The 16,547-nt window shown below is 51.6% G+C and carries 14 protein-coding genes and 1 tRNA gene; 9 read left to right on the top strand and 6 right to left on the bottom strand.

The window, feature by feature from the left end:
* The first annotated feature begins 8 nt into the window (after positions 1-8).
* Both A9753_RS04380 and A9753_RS04375 read left to right on the top strand, forming a co-directional pair.
* A complete protein-coding gene (locus tag A9753_RS04380) occupies positions 9-1,127 on the top strand; it encodes an HNH endonuclease family protein (protein WP_067780869.1) in 1,119 nt (372 codons plus the stop codon).
* Entirely contained in the window at positions 1,120-1,524 is a 405-nt protein-coding gene (locus A9753_RS04375; protein WP_067780866.1) for an RNA-binding S4 domain-containing protein, read from the top strand. The genes A9753_RS04380 and A9753_RS04375 overlap by 8 nt, the downstream gene beginning before the upstream one ends.
* Positions 1,525-1,733: 209 nt before the next feature.
* Here the strand turns inward: A9753_RS04375 and A9753_RS04370 are convergent.
* Together A9753_RS04370 and A9753_RS04365 are read right to left on the bottom strand one after the other, a co-directional pair.
* Positions 1,734-1,821: transfer RNA gene (locus A9753_RS04370), tRNA-Leu, on the bottom strand.
* A gap of 103 nt (positions 1,822-1,924) precedes the next feature.
* The gene (locus A9753_RS04365; RefSeq protein WP_083090300.1) at positions 1,925-2,821 is read right to left on the bottom strand and encodes a D-hexose-6-phosphate mutarotase; all 897 of its coding nucleotides are present in this window, start codon (positions 2,819-2,821) and stop codon (positions 1,925-1,927) included.
* A 59-nt stretch (positions 2,822-2,880) separates the two neighbouring features.
* Here A9753_RS04365 and A9753_RS04360 point away from each other — a divergent pair, with 59 nt between their 5' ends.
* Positions 2,881-3,582 (top strand): HAD hydrolase-like protein, encoded by a 702-nt coding sequence (locus A9753_RS04360; protein ID WP_083090299.1) that lies wholly within the window; start codon positions 2,881-2,883, stop codon positions 3,580-3,582.
* Positions 3,579-4,919 (top strand): AI-2E family transporter, encoded by a 1,341-nt coding sequence (locus A9753_RS04355; protein ID WP_083090298.1) that lies wholly within the window; start codon positions 3,579-3,581, stop codon positions 4,917-4,919. The genes A9753_RS04360 and A9753_RS04355 overlap by 4 nt, the downstream gene beginning before the upstream one ends.
* Positions 4,920-5,077: 158 nt before the next feature.
* Here the strand turns inward: A9753_RS04355 and dnaE are convergent, their stop codons facing one another.
* Positions 5,078-8,467, bottom strand: coding sequence for a DNA polymerase III subunit alpha (gene dnaE / locus A9753_RS04350; protein ID WP_176702724.1), 3,390 nt, complete (start codon positions 8,465-8,467; stop codon positions 5,078-5,080).
* A 171-nt stretch (positions 8,468-8,638) separates the two neighbouring features.
* Positions 8,639-9,235, bottom strand: coding sequence for a thymidine kinase (locus tag A9753_RS04345; RefSeq protein ID WP_067780860.1), 597 nt, complete (start codon positions 9,233-9,235; stop codon positions 8,639-8,641).
* 86 nt (positions 9,236-9,321) lie between these two features.
* On the opposite strand from A9753_RS04345, the gene A9753_RS04340 reads away from it, so the two are divergent.
* Together A9753_RS04340 and A9753_RS04335 are read left to right on the top strand one after the other, a co-directional pair.
* Positions 9,322-10,011 (top strand): phosphatase PAP2 family protein, encoded by a 690-nt coding sequence (locus A9753_RS04340; protein ID WP_083090297.1) that lies wholly within the window; start codon positions 9,322-9,324, stop codon positions 10,009-10,011.
* Positions 10,012-10,042: 31 nt separating this feature from the next.
* Positions 10,043-10,822 (top strand): nitroreductase family protein, encoded by a 780-nt coding sequence (locus A9753_RS04335; protein WP_067780854.1) that lies wholly within the window; start codon positions 10,043-10,045, stop codon positions 10,820-10,822.
* Positions 10,823-10,868: 46 nt separating this feature from the next.
* Here A9753_RS04335 and A9753_RS04330 read toward each other — a convergent pair whose 3' ends face one another.
* Together A9753_RS04330 and A9753_RS04325 are read right to left on the bottom strand one after the other, a co-directional pair.
* Positions 10,869-12,575, bottom strand: coding sequence for a Y-family DNA polymerase (locus tag A9753_RS04330; protein ID WP_067780852.1), 1,707 nt, complete (start codon positions 12,573-12,575; stop codon positions 10,869-10,871).
* On the bottom strand, positions 12,572-13,657 hold the full coding sequence (locus A9753_RS04325) for a hypothetical protein (RefSeq protein WP_067780849.1): 1,086 nt from the start codon (positions 13,655-13,657) through the stop codon (positions 12,572-12,574). The genes A9753_RS04330 and A9753_RS04325 overlap by 4 nt, the downstream gene beginning before the upstream one ends.
* A gap of 194 nt (positions 13,658-13,851) precedes the next feature.
* Here A9753_RS04325 and A9753_RS04320 point away from each other — a divergent pair, with 194 nt between their 5' ends.
* From A9753_RS04320 to A9753_RS04310, 3 genes are all read left to right on the top strand, one after another.
* Positions 13,852-14,385, top strand: a complete 534-nt coding sequence (locus A9753_RS04320; protein ID WP_067780846.1) for a YbhB/YbcL family Raf kinase inhibitor-like protein — start codon at positions 13,852-13,854, stop codon at positions 14,383-14,385.
* A gap of 38 nt (positions 14,386-14,423) precedes the next feature.
* A complete protein-coding gene (locus A9753_RS04315) occupies positions 14,424-15,173 on the top strand; it encodes an SDR family oxidoreductase (protein WP_067780843.1) in 750 nt (249 codons plus the stop codon).
* Positions 15,174-15,291: 118 nt separating this feature from the next.
* Positions 15,292-16,050, top strand: coding sequence for a glycerophosphoryl diester phosphodiesterase (locus A9753_RS04310; RefSeq protein WP_067780840.1), 759 nt, complete (start codon positions 15,292-15,294; stop codon positions 16,048-16,050).
* Positions 16,051-16,547: the final 497 nt, after the last annotated feature.

Genomic DNA, 16,547 nt, shown 5'->3' with positions numbered 1-16,547 from the left:
GACGCGTAATGACCATACTGCGCCCGATGCGTCCCGCCCTTGGTGTGGTAGCCATGATTCTTAGTTTGGCTAGTGTTGTTCTGAGCCCTGCACTAGCTTTTTCTGCCACCTCTCCGCAGGCTACCCATCTTCATATTGCCGATATTCACAATCCTGATGACGGGATATTAAGTATCGACGATGCCTTGTCCGCTCTTGATTCTCTGCCACCGGATTCCCCTGCACCTACCTCATGGCATCCAGGTGGTCGTGAAGGTTGGTTTGGCCCATCCTGGGAAGATGTTGATCACAACGGATGTGACACTCGCGATGACATTCTGGCGCGTGATCTTATCGATCTGGATTACTCCCCCGATCCTGGTATTCAAGCACAAGGACAATCGCCACGAGGCTCTACCCGCCGTTGCCCTATGGCTACTGTCTGGGGCGGCACCCTAATCGACCCGTATACGGGGGAGGTTGTGGAGTTCACTAAGGGGAAAGACTCCTCCGACGCTGTCCAGATTGACCATGTTGTTCCACTGAACTACGTCTGGGCACATGGCGGTTGGCAGTGGGATGCACAGACTCGTCTCGAGATCGCCAACGACCCACTCAACCTATTAGCGGTTAAGGGCCAAGCGAACCAGGACAAGGGTGCTAGTGGGCCTGCCACAGGCCCTATTGGCTCCACTCCCACCGGCACCTGGGATCCCCAAGGAGGGCCAGGGTGGTGGCCTCCGCATGATGAATACCGGTGCGACTATGCCCTACGTTTCGTCTCTGTGGTTCATGCCTATGACCTAGGTTTGCCCGATGCTGATCGCGCTGCACTGAAATCCACCTTGAGGGACTGTTCTTCAGGGGGAAACGGCGTGGCCAGCTCAGGGCAAGCAGCGTGGGGCGCGCTACGTATTATCGGCAGAGTTCTCTACGTCATCATCCGATTTGTTTTCCGTTTCCCCTGGCTCGTTCTACTTGTTGCGGTAGGGGTATGGATTCTTCATCACGGACGAGCAAAGAAGAAAAAACATAAAAGAGAACATGTACGTCGCGCCCCATACGCCCAGTTCACCCCTCCCATGCCTACCCCAGCATCATCACGCACTACACCACGCCACATGAAGCATTGGAGAAAAGATGACTAATCACACCCAAAATAAAGTACGTATCGATGTGTGGTTGTGGAGTGTTCGCCAAGTGAAGTCGCGCTCCTTAGCTACGGCTGCCTGCAAAGCCGGACATGTCCGTATTAACGGCGAACCAGTCAAACCTGCCTCACCGGTCAGCATCGGGGACACCGTGCGTTACCGTGTTGACGGCTTCGATCGAATTCTTGAAGTGACTGGGCTCCTGGCTAAGCGTGTCAGTGCTCCCCGCGCTCAGGAATGTTATATCGATCGAAGTGCACCTAAGCCGTCACCTTTAGAAGCACCCGCCGCGATTATTCGCCCTCGTGGTGCCGGGCGCCCCACCAAAAAGGAACGTCGTGAACTCGACCGTTTGCGTGGCTTCAGTTCAATTGATCGCCAGCGCACGGATTAACATACGGAGCAAAATGACAAGAATAACCCAGTTCACTACCTAAAACACCAAATCGAGCAGGCACCGAAACCGACTCGTCATCATTTCCGTTTCTACGACGATAATTCCCCATTTTGGGAAAATCTTAAAGCGGTTCTCGTAAGAGTCACGTACCACTCACACAATAAAAAATCGAGGTGAGCATATTGCTCATCTCGATTTCTTAGAAGTGTCCGAGGGGGGACTTGAACCCCCACGCCCGTTTAATTAGGCACTAGCACCTCAAGCTAGCGCGTCTACCTATTCCGCCACTCGGACTTTATTGAGTTGTTGCTCCAACGCTCTCACATTGGCGACGCAGAGAAACTTAGCACGAGAGGAGCATCAAACACCAACTCAATCCACTGTGCATCACCTCACATCAGCGAATGCTTAGTGTTTGACTCAATGACATCGACTCACCCTGCGCCAACTTCACAGCATCATGACGAACGCGAGCACTTTCGACACACACCATGGAAGCAAATTCGTCGTCAGCCATATCGGCTAATCCCTGAGCAAGAGTGCTCCAAGGATTCCAAATAATGCTTTGAGGTGCTTGACACTTACTAACCACAATAGTTCGCTCAAAGCCGGGATCGCTTACTTCAATAGGGCCATCAGTATCAATAATGCGGTCATAACTACCGGTAAAACGTAGAGGCAAAGGCCCTAAAGTCCCCCGATCCCCCGTAGGACCATCGATATACGGCGCATTGCCAATACCGGAAATCTCCACCGCAGTGATGTCATGAACGCGAAGATAGGTGTGCATCGCCGCTTCACACAAAACAGTTTCACCCGCAGTGTTACGAATGCTTAACGACGTCGTCAGTTTGCTACCAAAGTCTGCCTCATAAAGCACAACAAGGCTGTCATGCTCCAGTTCGAGAACAACGCGTACACCGCCTTCAGAGGTGGCACTAACGCTCCGCAAAGTCCACATCTGCGAACGTGCCCACCCATGAGACGGAGCGTGCTCGCCGTCTACTCCACGACCAAACCAAGGCAAACAAAGCGGAATACCACCACGAATCGGCGTGTGACCATTAAACACAGCTTGTCGAGACGTGAAGATCACTTCCTTACCACCTTGAGGGCGCCAACTTGTCACCGTGGCACCAAATAAATAAATTTCACCGCTCGCAGCGGGCGCATCGATCAACACACGCATCTGCCCACCACACCCGGGACTCAGCACTGCTGTTTTCGGCAAAGCAATACCGGGACGAAGAACTGACAAATCAAGATGGGAAAAGTCCGGGAGGCGAATATCCATGCCTCTACCGTATAAGGGCAGAGTTAATCACGCAGGACTCTTGACGGTAGTCTTAAGACATGTCGCTTCTTCACGCCGGACAAGAAATCACAACAATCTCGCCCGCACCCACCGCGGTCTTATGGGACCTCGACGGAACCATCACCGATTCCGCGCCCGTCATCATTGACTGCATGGCCGCTACATTGAAGGACTTCGGTGTTGAAGAACAAAGCACCTCTGAACTGATGCGCTTTGTGGGTCCGCCTCTGAGCGAAGGCTTCAGCCAATTCGCCCATCTCTCCCCCGAGAAGATTGACGAAGCGATCATTCGATATCGCTCCTACTACGTGCCACGTATGTATGAAGTTGAGCTCTACAGCGGAGTTTCCTCCATCATTAAACAACTCCATCACCACGGCGTCCCCCAAGCACTGGCGACAAGCAAATCTCAGCCAATGGCTCAAAAAGTCCTCGAGCATATCGGTCTAGCTAAGTACTTCACTGTTATATCCGGTGCTATAGAACAGCCAGGTGGAGCAGAAAAGTCTGGTGTCATCAAGCGTGCTATTCAAGCACTTGAAAACGCTGGCGCCGATACCTCCCGTGTTGCACATATCGGCGACCGCCACCATGATGTCTCTGGAGCACACACCTGTGAAATCTCCAGCATCGGTGTGTTGTGGGGATACGGTGACGACATAGAGTTGCAAGACGCAACCTACTTAGCCCCCACCCCGCGGGACCTCGGCATTCTTTTGGGAATCGATCTTCACGCATGAACACGTTGACACCTACCACCGCTCGAGATAAGACTCGAAACCGCTGGTCCTCGCTGAAAGCCGCATGGACTGAACGCACGGAACGGCGTTACTCCCCTGATGACGATGATCAGGTGGTTTTTACTCCAGTTCCTCACAATGAACCCGAACGCGAATCGGTAGCTAGTTTACTTCCCGCTTGGCTTATTCGTGCGGGCCTAGGCGCATGGCTACTCCTCGGCATACTCATCATCATTGCATGCGTCGTATTCGCCACTTCCAAGGTAATCCCCGTATTCATCGGAGTGTTCTTGGCTTTCGTTTTCACCGCTATTTTGCTACCAGTGGTGAACTTCTATGCCAAAATCATGCCCCGTTACCCTGCCACATTCTTAGCGCTCTTAACCGCTGTTGCCGTAGTCGGTGCTCTGATTTACTACGTTGTAGATTCAGTACGTACACAATGGAACGACCTAGCTGAACAGTTCTCGACAGGTGTCAACACCATTGTCGATTTTGTTGAAAATGGCCCCTTACCCATTCACCTTACGCAAGCTCAGTTATCTCAGCAGATTGACGAACTAACAATCAAAGGCCAACAGTACCTACGCACTAACGCCCCTACCCTCGCTGGTGAAGTCCTCAACAATGCCGGTACCGTGGTGGTTATTTTCACCGTGCTTGCTTTGGCTTTATTCACGACAATCTTTTTCCTCGCTTCTGGCAGCGATATGTGGCGCTGGTTCCTCAATGAACTTCCGGCACACCTACGTCAGTCTGTTCACCGTGCTGCTGGCGCCGGCTGGTACACCTTCTCCGCCTACGCTCGCGGAACAGTCATTGTTGCATTAACCGACGGTATGTTGGCAGGGATCTTCCTGCAGATCATTCATGTGCCGCTTGCTGCCCCACTTGGCGTGCTTGTTTTTATCGGCGCTTTCATCCCCATGGTGGGTGCCCCCTTGGCCATGCTGGTAGCCATGATGGTTGGGCTAGCCACTGGGGGTGTGGTGACCATGATTGTGGTGTGCTTAGGTGTTGCCGGCATTGGTCAAATCGAGGGTCATATCCTTCAACCGCTGATCATGGGCCGCCAGGTAAGTCTCCATCCTGCTGTGGTCGGTATTGCCGTAGCTATTGGCACCTTCGCTGCAGGACTCTTAGGGGCAGTGATTGCCGTTCCAATCGTTGGAGTAACGTGGTCTGTTTACTCCGAACTTCACGAAAAAGATGCTCCCCTTCAGGGCGAACTTCCTAGTTATGAACGTTCCGATGAGAATGAAAATGACGAGGAAGATCTATCCGCTACACAGCCACCGTTATCTGAAGACGAGGAAGTTGTTGCGCTAGACAACTAAATCCTAGGTGCATATGTCGGCATGGTTCATCAATACGTCATCTTGTCGGTGACCCTTGTGACTACCACTGCTCCACGACAGACACGGCCAATTCTTTTCCTCCAGTTACATTCTCAAAAGACACTCAGCATCACTCCGGGGCACGACTACGTGATCTCTCAGCACCAGTTGCGCCCTTGAATCATTCCCCTAGGCACCAAAGGTTCTAAGACTTCTGCCATCACTGCTACCACAGCGCCTTCTTTTTGAGCCATTCCTCTCACAATGATTGCTTCACAGGTGAGGCCGACAGTTTTATAGCGAGCCCATACAGGTGCCGGGCACATGACATTTAACAGGCCGTGTTCATCTTCGAGGTTCAAAAAAATCATGCCGGTTTTAGTGTGAGGGCGTTGACGGTGAGTAATGACCCCGGCTACACGGATTCGCTGCTGTGCGTGTTGATCTACTTCATTGGTTGAGACGATTCCTTGAGCGGACAGTGCCTCTCGGTAGGCGCCCATAACGTGTCCACGAACGGTCACTCCACTGAAGCGGATATCAGCCACTCGTTGCTCATCGTTGCTCATCAAAGGAAGTGAAGGCGTGTTGTTATCAATCTCTAGCCCTGGCAAGCAACGAGTACCGTTTGGATGATCTTTTCTTGCTGCTAAATGCTGGGCGTTCCAGAGGCTTTTCCTTCGTGGTCCATCACAAGATTCCAAGGCTCCACTATGAGCTAATGCCTCAATTTCTTGACGGGTAAGGGAAACACGGTCAACAAGGTTTTCTGCGCTAGTAAAAGGGCCGTTATTGCCGCGTTCACAAATGATTTCTTCTGCTTTATCCACGCTGATTCCTTGAACAGAAGCCAGACCTAGGCGAACTTCATACTCTGAATGAACATGGAGAGTAAAAACAGCATCATCAGAACATGGAAGTTCTTGAAACTGATCGCCTTCAATCACAGCGACCCTATGGTCGCTATCGCTGCATTGGCGTACATGAGCGGTCACCTGAGAAAAATTAATATCGATGGGAGCAACACGAACACCATGACGTTGAGCGTCGTAGACAATGGTAGCCGGAGACCAAAAACCCATCGGTTGTGCGCTGAGCAAGGCGGCATAAAAATCTTCCGGGTGATGCACTTTAAGCCAGGCTGAGGTATAGACGAGATAAGCAAAAGAGAAAGCATGTGACTCAGGAAATCCGTAAAGAGCAAAACTTTCGATATTGGTCCACACCGTCTCAATAGTGGGTTCATCAACATCATTGCTTCTCATTCCCTGGTAAAAGCGATCTTTAATTCGCGCCATACGTCGCTGGGAACGTTTTGAAGTCATTGCGCTACGTAATTCATCTGCTTCGCGAGGAGTGAAGGATGCTGCTTCGATCGCAATGTTCATAAGTTGTTCTTGAAAAAGCGCTACACCCAATGTTTTTTCTACTGAGGGTCTAACTTTTTCATGAAGATACGTAACTTTTTCTTTCCCCATACGGCGACGGATATAAGGGTGAACAGCGTTACCTTGAATGGGGCCGGGACGAATAATGGCTACTTCAATGACGATGTCATAGAAGCACTGAGGTTTGAGACGCGGAAGGGTGGCCATTTGTGCGCGTGATTCCACTTGAAAGATCCCTACAGTGTCCGCAGCACACAGTAAACCGTAGACCTCAGGATCATCATGGGGAAGGTCTTGAAGTTTCCATTCTTTGATAAAGCGAGCGGCTACTACTTCCTCCACTAAAGGCACACTGGTGTCTAAGTGGGCTTCGTGTTCCTCACTCACATGATCATGTTCCTTAACTGTGTGGCCACCATCCCCATTTATTTCCTGTAATAATGGGCGTTCTCCAGGGCGAGTAGGTGGTTGGATTCCACGATATGAAAGAGATTCCATAGCCAGGCGAAGAACGGTCAACATCCCTAATCCCAAGAGATCAAATTTCACCAACCCTGCTTCAGCGCAATCCTCTTTGTCCCACTGAACAACACTGCGGCCTTTCATTGCGGCCCAATGCACGGGAACAATCTGTGTCACGGGTTCAGCACACAGGACCATTCCTCCTGAGTGGACACCACTATGGCGCGGCCGATCCAGAAGTTGGCGAGCAATATCTGCAACCACAGAAGGAACGGGGCCGTTGTCACCATGGCGTAAGGCCTGGCGAAAACTGCGATCCATCTGACGGATCCAACTGTCTTGTACTCCAGTGCTGTAGCCCAGAGCGCGTCCCGCATCGCGTAATGCGGATCGTGGACCGTAAGTGATGAAGGTTCCAACTTGGGCGGCGCATTCGCGGCCGTAACGCTCATAAACGTAGGTGATGACTTCTTCGCGACGCTTCGATTCAATGTCGAGGTCAATATCAGGAGGTCCAGTACGACCGGAGGAGAGAAATCGTTCAAACAGCATCTGATGACGCACTGCATCAACGGCAGTAATAGACAGTGCGTAGCAGACCGCCGAGTTAGCCGCAGATCCTCGTCCTTGACAAAAAATTCCTTGCTGATGACAGAACTGCACAATGTCATAAACGATAAGAAAGTAACCACTAAATCCAAGACTTTCGATGACCTCGAGTTCATGGTCAATGGTTTGCCAAGCTCGCGGGTGTTCTTGGCGCGTACCGTAATAGCGTTGGGCACCTTGATAGGTCAGTTCTCTGAGATAGTTCTCAATAGTCATTCCCTCTGGAACATCAGGAAGAGGAAGTCCCGGATGAAGGAGGGAAATATCCCAGGACAGTTCTTGCGCCCATTCTCGTGTTACTTCAACAGATTGAGGGCAGTGGCGGTAGAGACGAATCATTTCCTGCGTGGAGCGAATCCATGATCCATAAGCAGGTGTGCTAGCGCGGAGTTCTTCAACGGTACATCCATGACGCAAAGCGGCAGCCACATCAACAAGATGAGCAGAAGCCGGAGTAGCGCAGCGTACCGCTCCTGTTGCCACAAGAGGAAGGCTATTCTTCTTCGCCAGATCCGCGAGCGCCGTAGTGATTGGAACATCCATTGCTGTGCCATCAAGGGTGAGTTCAACAATGAGGTTGTCTCTCCCCCAGAGATCCATGAGTTCGTCGAGACACTGTTGTGCCTTGGCCATATCCCATCGATGGGGTGAGGTGGAATGTTCTGAGCAGAGTGCTCGGCGTAGTGGTCCATTGCGGGTGCCAGTAAGGAACATCCAATTACCGTGGTTGTACTGGGCTAGATCACTTACTGAATAGTGTTGTTCTATACGTTTGCCGGCTTCGAGGTTACGTTGGGAAATCATCCGGCAAGCATCTTTGTATCCTTGGAGGTTACGTGTGAGCAGAGGGATGTGGGCACCGTATGGTGTGGTGAGTTCTGTGCCCACCATGGTGGGCATGTGATGCTCCCGTGCAGCACTAGCGAAGCGCATGACGCCGGGAAAGCCATCATGATCAATAAGGCCTAATGCGCTAAGTTGATGGGTTTGGGCAGCGTAAACGAGTTCTTCTGGCTCATTGACGCCATCAGCAAAGGAGTAGCATGAGTGAGCATGAAGTTCTGCGTAGCCTGAAAATCTTTCGAACACATGTTCGATTATAGGGGTGGTTTTCGACGATTATTCATCCGCCACAATGCATCTCTCCCCCATTGACACATCCCGTGAGTAGCACAACACCTAATGCTTGCCTCTGAGCAGAAAAACTACTGGCCCAAGACAAACACAAACAAGCACTGCTTAAACATACGAGAGAGTAAATCAGTACGGAAGTATTCCTCCGGCGCCTAGATAGCACTTACCGCACAGGGACTCATAGGTAACATCCTGACCGTCAATGGCGACCTGTCCACCTTCGAAGACGAAGTGGTCATCAATCTTACGAGCGTTGAAAATTGCTTTTCGTCCACACCGGCAAATTGTTTTGAGTTCTTCTAAGGAGTGGGCCACTTCAAGCAATCGTTTAGAGCCGGGGAAACTTTCTGTTCTAAAGTCTGTTCGGATGCCATAAGCTAAAACGGGAAGGTCATCGCACAGGACCAACTCAAGCAACTGGTCCACCTGCCGCGGAGTGAGAAATTGAGCTTCATCAACCAGCACGCAGTCAATTTTCTCGACCCCCATTCCACGAATTGTGGAGTGAACAAGTGCACGCACATCGTCGTCCGGGCTAACGAGAAGGTCGACGCGGCGTTCCACCCCAAGGCGAGAGACCACACGATCATTGCCCTTAGTATCCACGCTAGCTTTAATGAGCAAAACACGCTGACCCCGTTCCTCATAGTTGTATGCGGTCTGGAGCAGTCCGGTAGTTTTACCGGAATTCATTGCGCCGTAGCGGAAATATAGTTTGGCCACGTGTCAGACCTATTCATTCTATGAGGGGTGGGTTGCTTCCCACATCTTACCGGCCTACGAACGCTGGGTAGTCCATAATCACTCCCATGAGATTGCCAATACACCACTTCTCCGTCGCCACGATGAACATTGTGCTGTGCCTGGTGTTTCTTGTCCTCATGGGGGCTGGGCTGGCTACTGGTAGGGCAGGCTTTCTCAGCACCGTGGATTCACACATTCATGATTGGGTAGTCACCTATCGAAGCGCTGGTGTGACACATTTTTTCTCACTGATCACCGTGGTGGGCTCGACGCAAACAATCTGGATTCTCGATTCCCTCATCATCATCGTTCTTCTTCTTAGACGACGCCGTTCACTCGCCTTCTTTTCTTTTCTCACTATGAGTGGGTGTGGCCTAAGTATTCGGTGGATCAAAGCGTTTATTGATCGTTCACGTCCTCCAATTGCGGATCTATTCGGCGATCCTGCTCGCTGGGCTTCGTGGCCCTCAGGTCATAGTGCGGCCACAATGGCAACTGGCGGTCTATGCATTCTTCTTATTGGTATGTGGCGAGCAGGTAAGTTTTCTGAGGTTCACAGCCGCCAGTCACCGCGTCGAATAGCCCTGGCTGCTCAGTTTGTTCTTGGACTTGTTATCGCATTGGTGGGAGTCAGTCGGGTGGTCTTGGGTTATCACTGGCCCAGCGACGTGTTGGGTGGTTGGCTTCTTGGATGTGCCTGGCTCGGCATGTGGGTTACAGCAATCAGCATGGTGGGGCACTACAGTAGAACCTGAGGTGTTACATACTCCACAGAGAGGCGAAGTGATGCACAAAGAACCTCCCTTTACTGAAGTTCGTAATTCGACTATCGACATACTGATGGCACATCGCAGCATCCGCGCCTTTAGTTCTGAACGTGTCACTGATGACATTATGGACACGCTGTTCGATGTGGCACGCCACAGTGCAACGAGTGCATACCTGCAGCAGATGAGCATGATTCATGTGCGCGATGCTCAGGTTCGCCAAGAGGTGGCTGCTGTCAGCGGCCAACCATATGTGGGTGGTGATCGTGGTGAGTTATTGATTTTTGTTGTTGATCTCTACCGCAACGCACAAATTCGCCGCCGCAATGGGGCAAGTATTACTTCGCTTCATCGAACGAACCTATTCCTTCAAGGCTGCGAAGATGCCCTCATTAGTGCGCAGAGCGTGTGTGTGGCTGCAGAGTCTCTTGGGCTAGGGACCGTATATCTGGGTTCAATTGTTTCTGATCCTGCACGTATGATCGAGATTCTCCATTTACCGGAGTTGACCTTCCCATTAGTCGGCATGCTCGTGGGCTACCCTGATCAGGAGCCTCAGTTCAAGCCGCGTCTCCCTTCTGCCGTGACGGTAATGACGGATTCTTATGATCCGATTGACCAGGAGAGCGAAGCATTTCGCGACTACAACGATTCGGTGACGCACTATTATGATCTGCGTGATCCCTCGACACCATTGACCTCCTTTTCTCACCGTATCAGCACTCTGCTAGGCCTAGGAGCCTCTGAGCAGTCCGAGATTCTTGATGTATTACATCGTCAAGGACTGTGCTGGAAGTAATTGTTAGCGTTTGTCTTATTCCCTTCCTCACCGTGACAACGAGGGGTTAGTCGTAGATTCCGATGAGTGTCCATCCTTGTTGGCGCATCAGTAAAAGGGGCGGAATTCCTGGGCAGACCACATGGAGGTAGGCACTCGGAGGGTCGTTTTTCCACCACCCGTCTCCCACCAGCCAAGGGCCTGCGTAGGCATCGATGCGATGGCTACCACGGTGAAGCATAGGGTAGCGAGTAAGACCCTCTCCGCCTAGGTGAATATACGCAGGTTCAGCGTTCAGGACTCCGCGAGCAGAGATTGTGAGATCCTCATCATTGAGTGCGTAGACACCGATGGGCATAGTGCTTTGCACAAGAAGACTTGGCGCTGGCGACGGTAAAGCTCCCCACCACAGTTCTTCGCGTCCACCCGTTTGTGCTTCTCCCCCATGCTGCGTAAATGAAGGTGACAATGACAGTGGAGAGGTAGATGAAGATGCGAGCGATGACGAGACTAAAGACGATTTCTGGGAAGAACTGTCCCAGGGCTGGAGGAGTATTCGTGTCTCATAGCGGCGACTTCCCGTTGGATAAGGAGTAGAGACACTGTAGTTACCAGGCAGGGTTCGTAGGCGTTCTGCTGCTCGGTAAAGACGATCATCGTCAGTATTGGTGTTGTACCCCCAGAGGGCCTGCCTGCCATTGCGTGCCGGGGATAGCCCTGTTGCTGTAATGGCGATATGAGTGATGAGCCCATGTTCTTCTCTATCACCTGCCTGCGCTGCTGCGCGAAGACGTGCTAACCAAGAATCGATTTGCCAGCGCGCTCGGTCTGTAACGTGAGTGGGCCGCGGAGTTCCTCCCACCATCCATGAACGTTCAAGTGTGCGGTTGTGGTGTGTGCGGAAGGTGATGATTAGACGATCGCAAGTGTAAGAACCACGTTCCATCTGGTTGCATAGGGCATCAGCAGCTTTTTTGATAACGAAGAGGGCGTGCTCAGCATGAGTAATTGGTGGATCACATTCTTCGTTATGAGTGAGGTTGTCCGGCTGCGCGGTGGGACGCATAGCAAGGTGTTCTTCTCCCGTGGCATATCCCCACAAGATGAGGCCTCCATGACCAAAGCGGCTTACTATGGCACGTTTTCCCAGTCCGACAATATCTCCTAGCGTACGAAGGCCGATGCTATGGCAGAGGCTAATGACCTGTTCCATGTCGTGGCGTGCACGGCCATCAGGAAGAGCCAAAAGGATGCTGCTCAGTGCTTGTTTGCACAGAAAAGATTGCGTCTGCCGCTGAGGAATAACATTTCCTTCGCGAGCGGCCACGATACTGGTGAGGATTCCTTGCCCAGCACCCGCTAGGGATTCCACCCCAATATCATCAGCAACTGCGTCAGTAATGAGAGCGCAAGCCTCTTCTTCACTACCTAGCCAGCGTTGTGCTCGATAAGCACTGGCAACAACAATCCCTGGACGCACAATGCAGGGATCAGCAATAACGCTGCCAACGCTATGGGCAACAGAATCAAAAAGAGCATCCCACTGCTCTGGTTGATGGCGGTGGGTAATAAGTGAAGAGCATAGCGAGCGAGCATGACGTAAGGACATTCCCTGGCGAATTCCTGCCTGGCGGGCCAGGACATTGGTGTAGGTAATTTTTGAGCCACGAATAATGGCAATGGGTTCTCGATAGGGGTCATCTTCACTACTCATGCATGTAGCAATGATGGGCCAATCAGGAACCCAGAGGCAGAGGTAGCGTGAGTTCCTCATCCCACCGCCTTCAACGGTATATCGGTATCAACAGCAGCAAGATGGCGCTCAGTGTCAATTCCATAGCCTACGGATGAGATGTGTTTTGCACCCCTCGGGACTCCCCGCAAACCTTCAACGCCTCCTGCATGTGGTGCGGATTCTCCACCCCGTGAAGGTAGGTGCAGCCTTTGCTCCTCGAATCGCGACGATTTCCCAGGATAGGGACGCTTACTAAGTGCTCCCTCTGCCCATTGTTCTCCGTGAATGCACGCGGCTGCGGGGCGATGCGGAGAAAGAAAATCGACATTCCAGGTCAGTTGGCGGATGTAGCCGTAGGGCATGATACTGCCCGATTGGGCGGGCATTGCAAAAGCACGAGAGACGAGGCAGGATTTCTCCACCCCATCAGCAAAGTTTTCTTCCTGCAAACTGTTAATAGGAGCCTCTTCTAGCACCCCATCAGCAAAAACCTTTTTCCCTAGGCAGTCATTCTCTAGGAAGTCAATAAAGACCCCTTCTGCCAAGCCATCAATAGGCCTCTCTTTTATCAGACCGTCAGCAAGAGACTCTAAGTGTGCTGTACATCGACGTGCCGATACCCACTTATCAGAAGTGAACACAATGCTGTGCCGCTGACGTGCTTTAGCCACAAGTGAGCGCTGCTGACAAGGCTGCAATATTGCCCCAAGTCCCGGTCCTAGGATGACAATTGCCGCTCCATCGATACAGGTATTAATCATGGAAAGAGGGGAAACTCCCTCCCCCTCACCAACCACCAGTGTTCGATGTAAATCGATCCCACATTCAGCTGCCGCATCGAGGTTAATTTCCGGCCAGCCAGCGATAATGCACCATTGCCCTTCACGTTGAAGGATGCCCGCGCAGGTCAGCATCACTGTGGTGGAGTGCGATATTTGGATAACTCCCCCATCATGCGCCCAGGTGAAAATAATGGATTCAAAAGAAAAATTTTTTTCCTGGAAAAAATCACTAATTTCTCGTTGGTGAGCCTGTTGAAGTCCCGCTTTTTCCTCTGCATGAGTTAAAGCTAGGCGCGCCGAATACAAACGTTGGTTACGCTCGTATATGTCAGCAGCCATGACGGCGCTCCTTTCGATGAAGAAGAGGTGGTCCACATCAGTTTTCGAACACATGTTCGACTATGATGGTATGACCACCCGCCGACATCAACTCAACATCGCTTCACACCCACCTACTCATTCACTCTTTTTCGTTCATCACGACGACTGAAGCAAGTCATCGCACCAAAGGCACACCAAGGAAGACAACCCTCATGAACATCACTCGACCCCAGGCCCCATTCCCCTACGACCTTATGCCCCAGGTTCCCTCATTCACCCTCACCTCCCCTGACCTCACTGACGGTCAGCCTATGGATTCTCGTTTCACCCAGATTCATGACAATCTCTCTCCCGCTTTGGAATGGAACGGATTCCCAGAAGAAACCCAGTCTTTTGTTGTCTCGTGTTTTGATCCGGATGCCCCCACGCCTTCTGGTTGGTGGCACTGGACAGTCCTTGATATCCCCGTAACGATGACACGCCTGGAACAGGGTGCTGGCACCAGCGATCTCACCCTGGAAGGGCCTGCCTTCCACCTGCGTAATGATTCTCGCGAATGGGCATGGTCTGGCCCTTACCCACCGGCAGGCGATGGCCCTCATCGTTATGTTTTTGCTGTTCATGCACTTGATGTAGAAAGCCTTGAACTTGATGATGAGACCCCAGCAACGGAAGCAGCAGCTCACATCTCCTTCCACTGCTTAGCCCGCGCTATTCTCACAGCCACTTATGAAGTTCCAGCCTGATCCCCACCTCCCGCCCCCATAGAGCCCGAAGGATTACTATGCCCTCCCCTTCTCGTCCACTTGCTCTCATCACTGGCGCCTCCAGTGGCATTGGTCAAGCAATCGCTCAGGACCTAGCAACCACCCATACAGTGATTGCGTGGGGGCGTAATAAGAAGCGTCTCGATCAGTTAGGTTCATCAGTAGTCACGATGAGCGTAGACCTCCAAGATGACGACGCCGTAGCACACGCTATCTCACAACTCACCGACAAAGGTCTAGATACTCTCGCTCACATTCATGGCTCGTCAACTATCGATCATCTTGACGTAATCATTCATAGCGCCGGCTGCGAAGTGGGCGGGCGCGTGGATAATGTCGAAACAATTACGCCGGAGCGGTGGCGCAGCGCACTTAATCTCAATGTCATCGCTCCGGCTTATCTCACTCAACTTGTTCTTCCTCTCCTGCGTGCATGCCACGGACAAACAATTTTCATTAACTCAGGCGCAGGCCTCCATGCCTGGCCTGAGCAAAGCGTTTATTGCGCATCGAAATATGCACTGAGAGCTTTCGCTGATTCTTTACGTCTTGAAGAACAAGGGAAAATTCGTGTAGCTACGCTCTATCCCGGCCGTGTGAATACTCCCATGCAGGAGCGAATTCAACGCGATTACCTGCAGCGCGATTACAACCCTGATGAGCATATGGATGTAATCAGTGTGGTCAAGGCACTACGGTTAATGGTGGATATGGGATTTGATGCCTGCGTGGAGGATCTTTCTCTGCGACCTTCGCAATTGTCCTGAAAACAACGCAGTGAAAAAGTTACGTTCAAAGCAGCACCATCACGACGCGTGCTTGAAAAATCCTTTCAGCAATGCCCCGACCATTCCCTTACCAGCCTGAACATGGAAAACTACTGCTATGAGCCAACACACTCGCATCATTGCCCATCGTGGTCTCAATACGGTTGCTCCAGAAAACACCATGCCTGCTTTCCAGGCGGCTTATGAAGTTGGGGCTCGATGGATTGAAACTGATGTCGATATTCTGGGCGATGGTACGGCAATTATTTGCCACGATACGTTGCTCGATCGCACCACTAATCGCTCAGGCTTGTATTACGACCTCACCGCAGCAGATTTGCCGTCCATTGACGCTGGTTCATGGTTCGGCCCTGAATTTGCGGGCACGCCCATGCCAACTCTTGAAGGCGTAATCGATTGGTGTAATACCACGGGAATGAACGCCAATATCGAAATTAAGCCCAATGAGGCAGGTGCTGAAATGACCTATCGTCTCTTGGAGTCCGTATGCGAACAGTTAGATCGTTTAAATTCTGGCTGTGAGTTAATCGTTTCGAGTTTTAATCACGTCATCTTGCACCGCTTGCATTCAATGGATTCTTCTCTTCCTCTAGCGTGTTTGTATGAAAAGTTCCCGCTCTGGCCGGATTGGAAAACGACCTGCGAACTCGTAGGCGCTCGCTATATTCATCCCGATAACGCAGGTCTTACCCGTCACCACGTTCAGCAGTTGGTAAACGCTGGCCTGGAAGTGAACGTCTGGACAGTCAACAGTGTGGCTCGTGCTAACGAGTTGTTTAACTGGGGAGTCAGCGGTGTCTTTACTGATGCGTGCGATAAGCTCATTCATCTCGATTCCTCTATCTCCGCTCAGTAATTTCGTCTCTATTGTTATCCCCCATATTCTGTCCTCTAAACGTGGGTGCCACTTTGACAGCAATCGTCATTTTCCGATTGCTTGCCCGGCAAGACGACTCCGTCCTGGCAGAAAAATAGACGTCGTTAATCACAATTTGGTGACTTAGAAGTATCTGACGAGAGAGAACTCACCCAGACTCTCCCCCGTCCTGCCCTCCAATAGTCATCCTCACCCCGTAAAGTTAGGGGGGTAAAGGAGCGATCCGCGCCCCTGATAGAACCTGAATCAATTGGTCAGTTTGCTGGCAAGCAATTGAGTGAGTCTGTGCGTCAAGCCCAGTGACCGCCTAGTAACACAGGTAGGACGGTAGGGCGAGTGTGGTGGGTTACGGTGCGGCAAGAGTGATAGGCGAACGGCTTATCCCCACGTTCCGCTGCATCTGATGGGACACCACAGTTGAATATTCATGACTCTGGCATTTCTACGCCCGATTCTTCCCCTTTAAGTCTCGATGA

Origin of the sequence: Actinomyces vulturis, from assembly GCF_001687305.1 — a bacterium.
Classification (GTDB): Bacteria; Actinomycetota; Actinomycetes; order Actinomycetales; family Actinomycetaceae; genus Actinomyces; species Actinomyces vulturis.
The sequence above is the reverse complement of the archived record's forward strand: the minus strand, read 5'-3'. Positions and strand labels throughout refer to the sequence as shown.

Excerpts from the sequence above, each read along its gene's own strand:
- A9753_RS04380 (WP_067780869.1), top strand. The coding sequence starts at position 9 with ATGACCATACTGCGCCCGATGCGTCCCGCCCTTGGTGTGGTAGCCATG.
- A9753_RS04375 (WP_067780866.1), top strand. The coding sequence starts at position 1,120 with ATGACTAATCACACCCAAAATAAAGTACGTATCGATGTGTGGTTGTGG.
- A9753_RS04365 (WP_083090300.1), bottom strand. The coding sequence starts at position 2,821 with ATGGATATTCGCCTCCCGGACTTTTCCCATCTTGATTTGTCAGTTCTT.
- A9753_RS04360 (WP_083090299.1), top strand. The coding sequence starts at position 2,881 with ATGTCGCTTCTTCACGCCGGACAAGAAATCACAACAATCTCGCCCGCA.
- A9753_RS04355 (WP_083090298.1), top strand. The coding sequence starts at position 3,579 with ATGAACACGTTGACACCTACCACCGCTCGAGATAAGACTCGAAACCGC.
- A9753_RS04340 (WP_083090297.1), top strand. The coding sequence starts at position 9,322 with ATGAGATTGCCAATACACCACTTCTCCGTCGCCACGATGAACATTGTG.
- A9753_RS04335 (WP_067780854.1), top strand. The coding sequence starts at position 10,043 with ATGCACAAAGAACCTCCCTTTACTGAAGTTCGTAATTCGACTATCGAC.
- A9753_RS04330 (WP_067780852.1), bottom strand. The coding sequence starts at position 12,575 with ATGAGGAACTCACGCTACCTCTGCCTCTGGGTTCCTGATTGGCCCATC.
- A9753_RS04325 (WP_067780849.1), bottom strand. The coding sequence starts at position 13,657 with ATGGCTGCTGACATATACGAGCGTAACCAACGTTTGTATTCGGCGCGC.
- A9753_RS04320 (WP_067780846.1), top strand. The coding sequence starts at position 13,852 with ATGAACATCACTCGACCCCAGGCCCCATTCCCCTACGACCTTATGCCC.
- A9753_RS04315 (WP_067780843.1), top strand. The coding sequence starts at position 14,424 with ATGCCCTCCCCTTCTCGTCCACTTGCTCTCATCACTGGCGCCTCCAGT.
- A9753_RS04310 (WP_067780840.1), top strand. The coding sequence starts at position 15,292 with ATGAGCCAACACACTCGCATCATTGCCCATCGTGGTCTCAATACGGTT.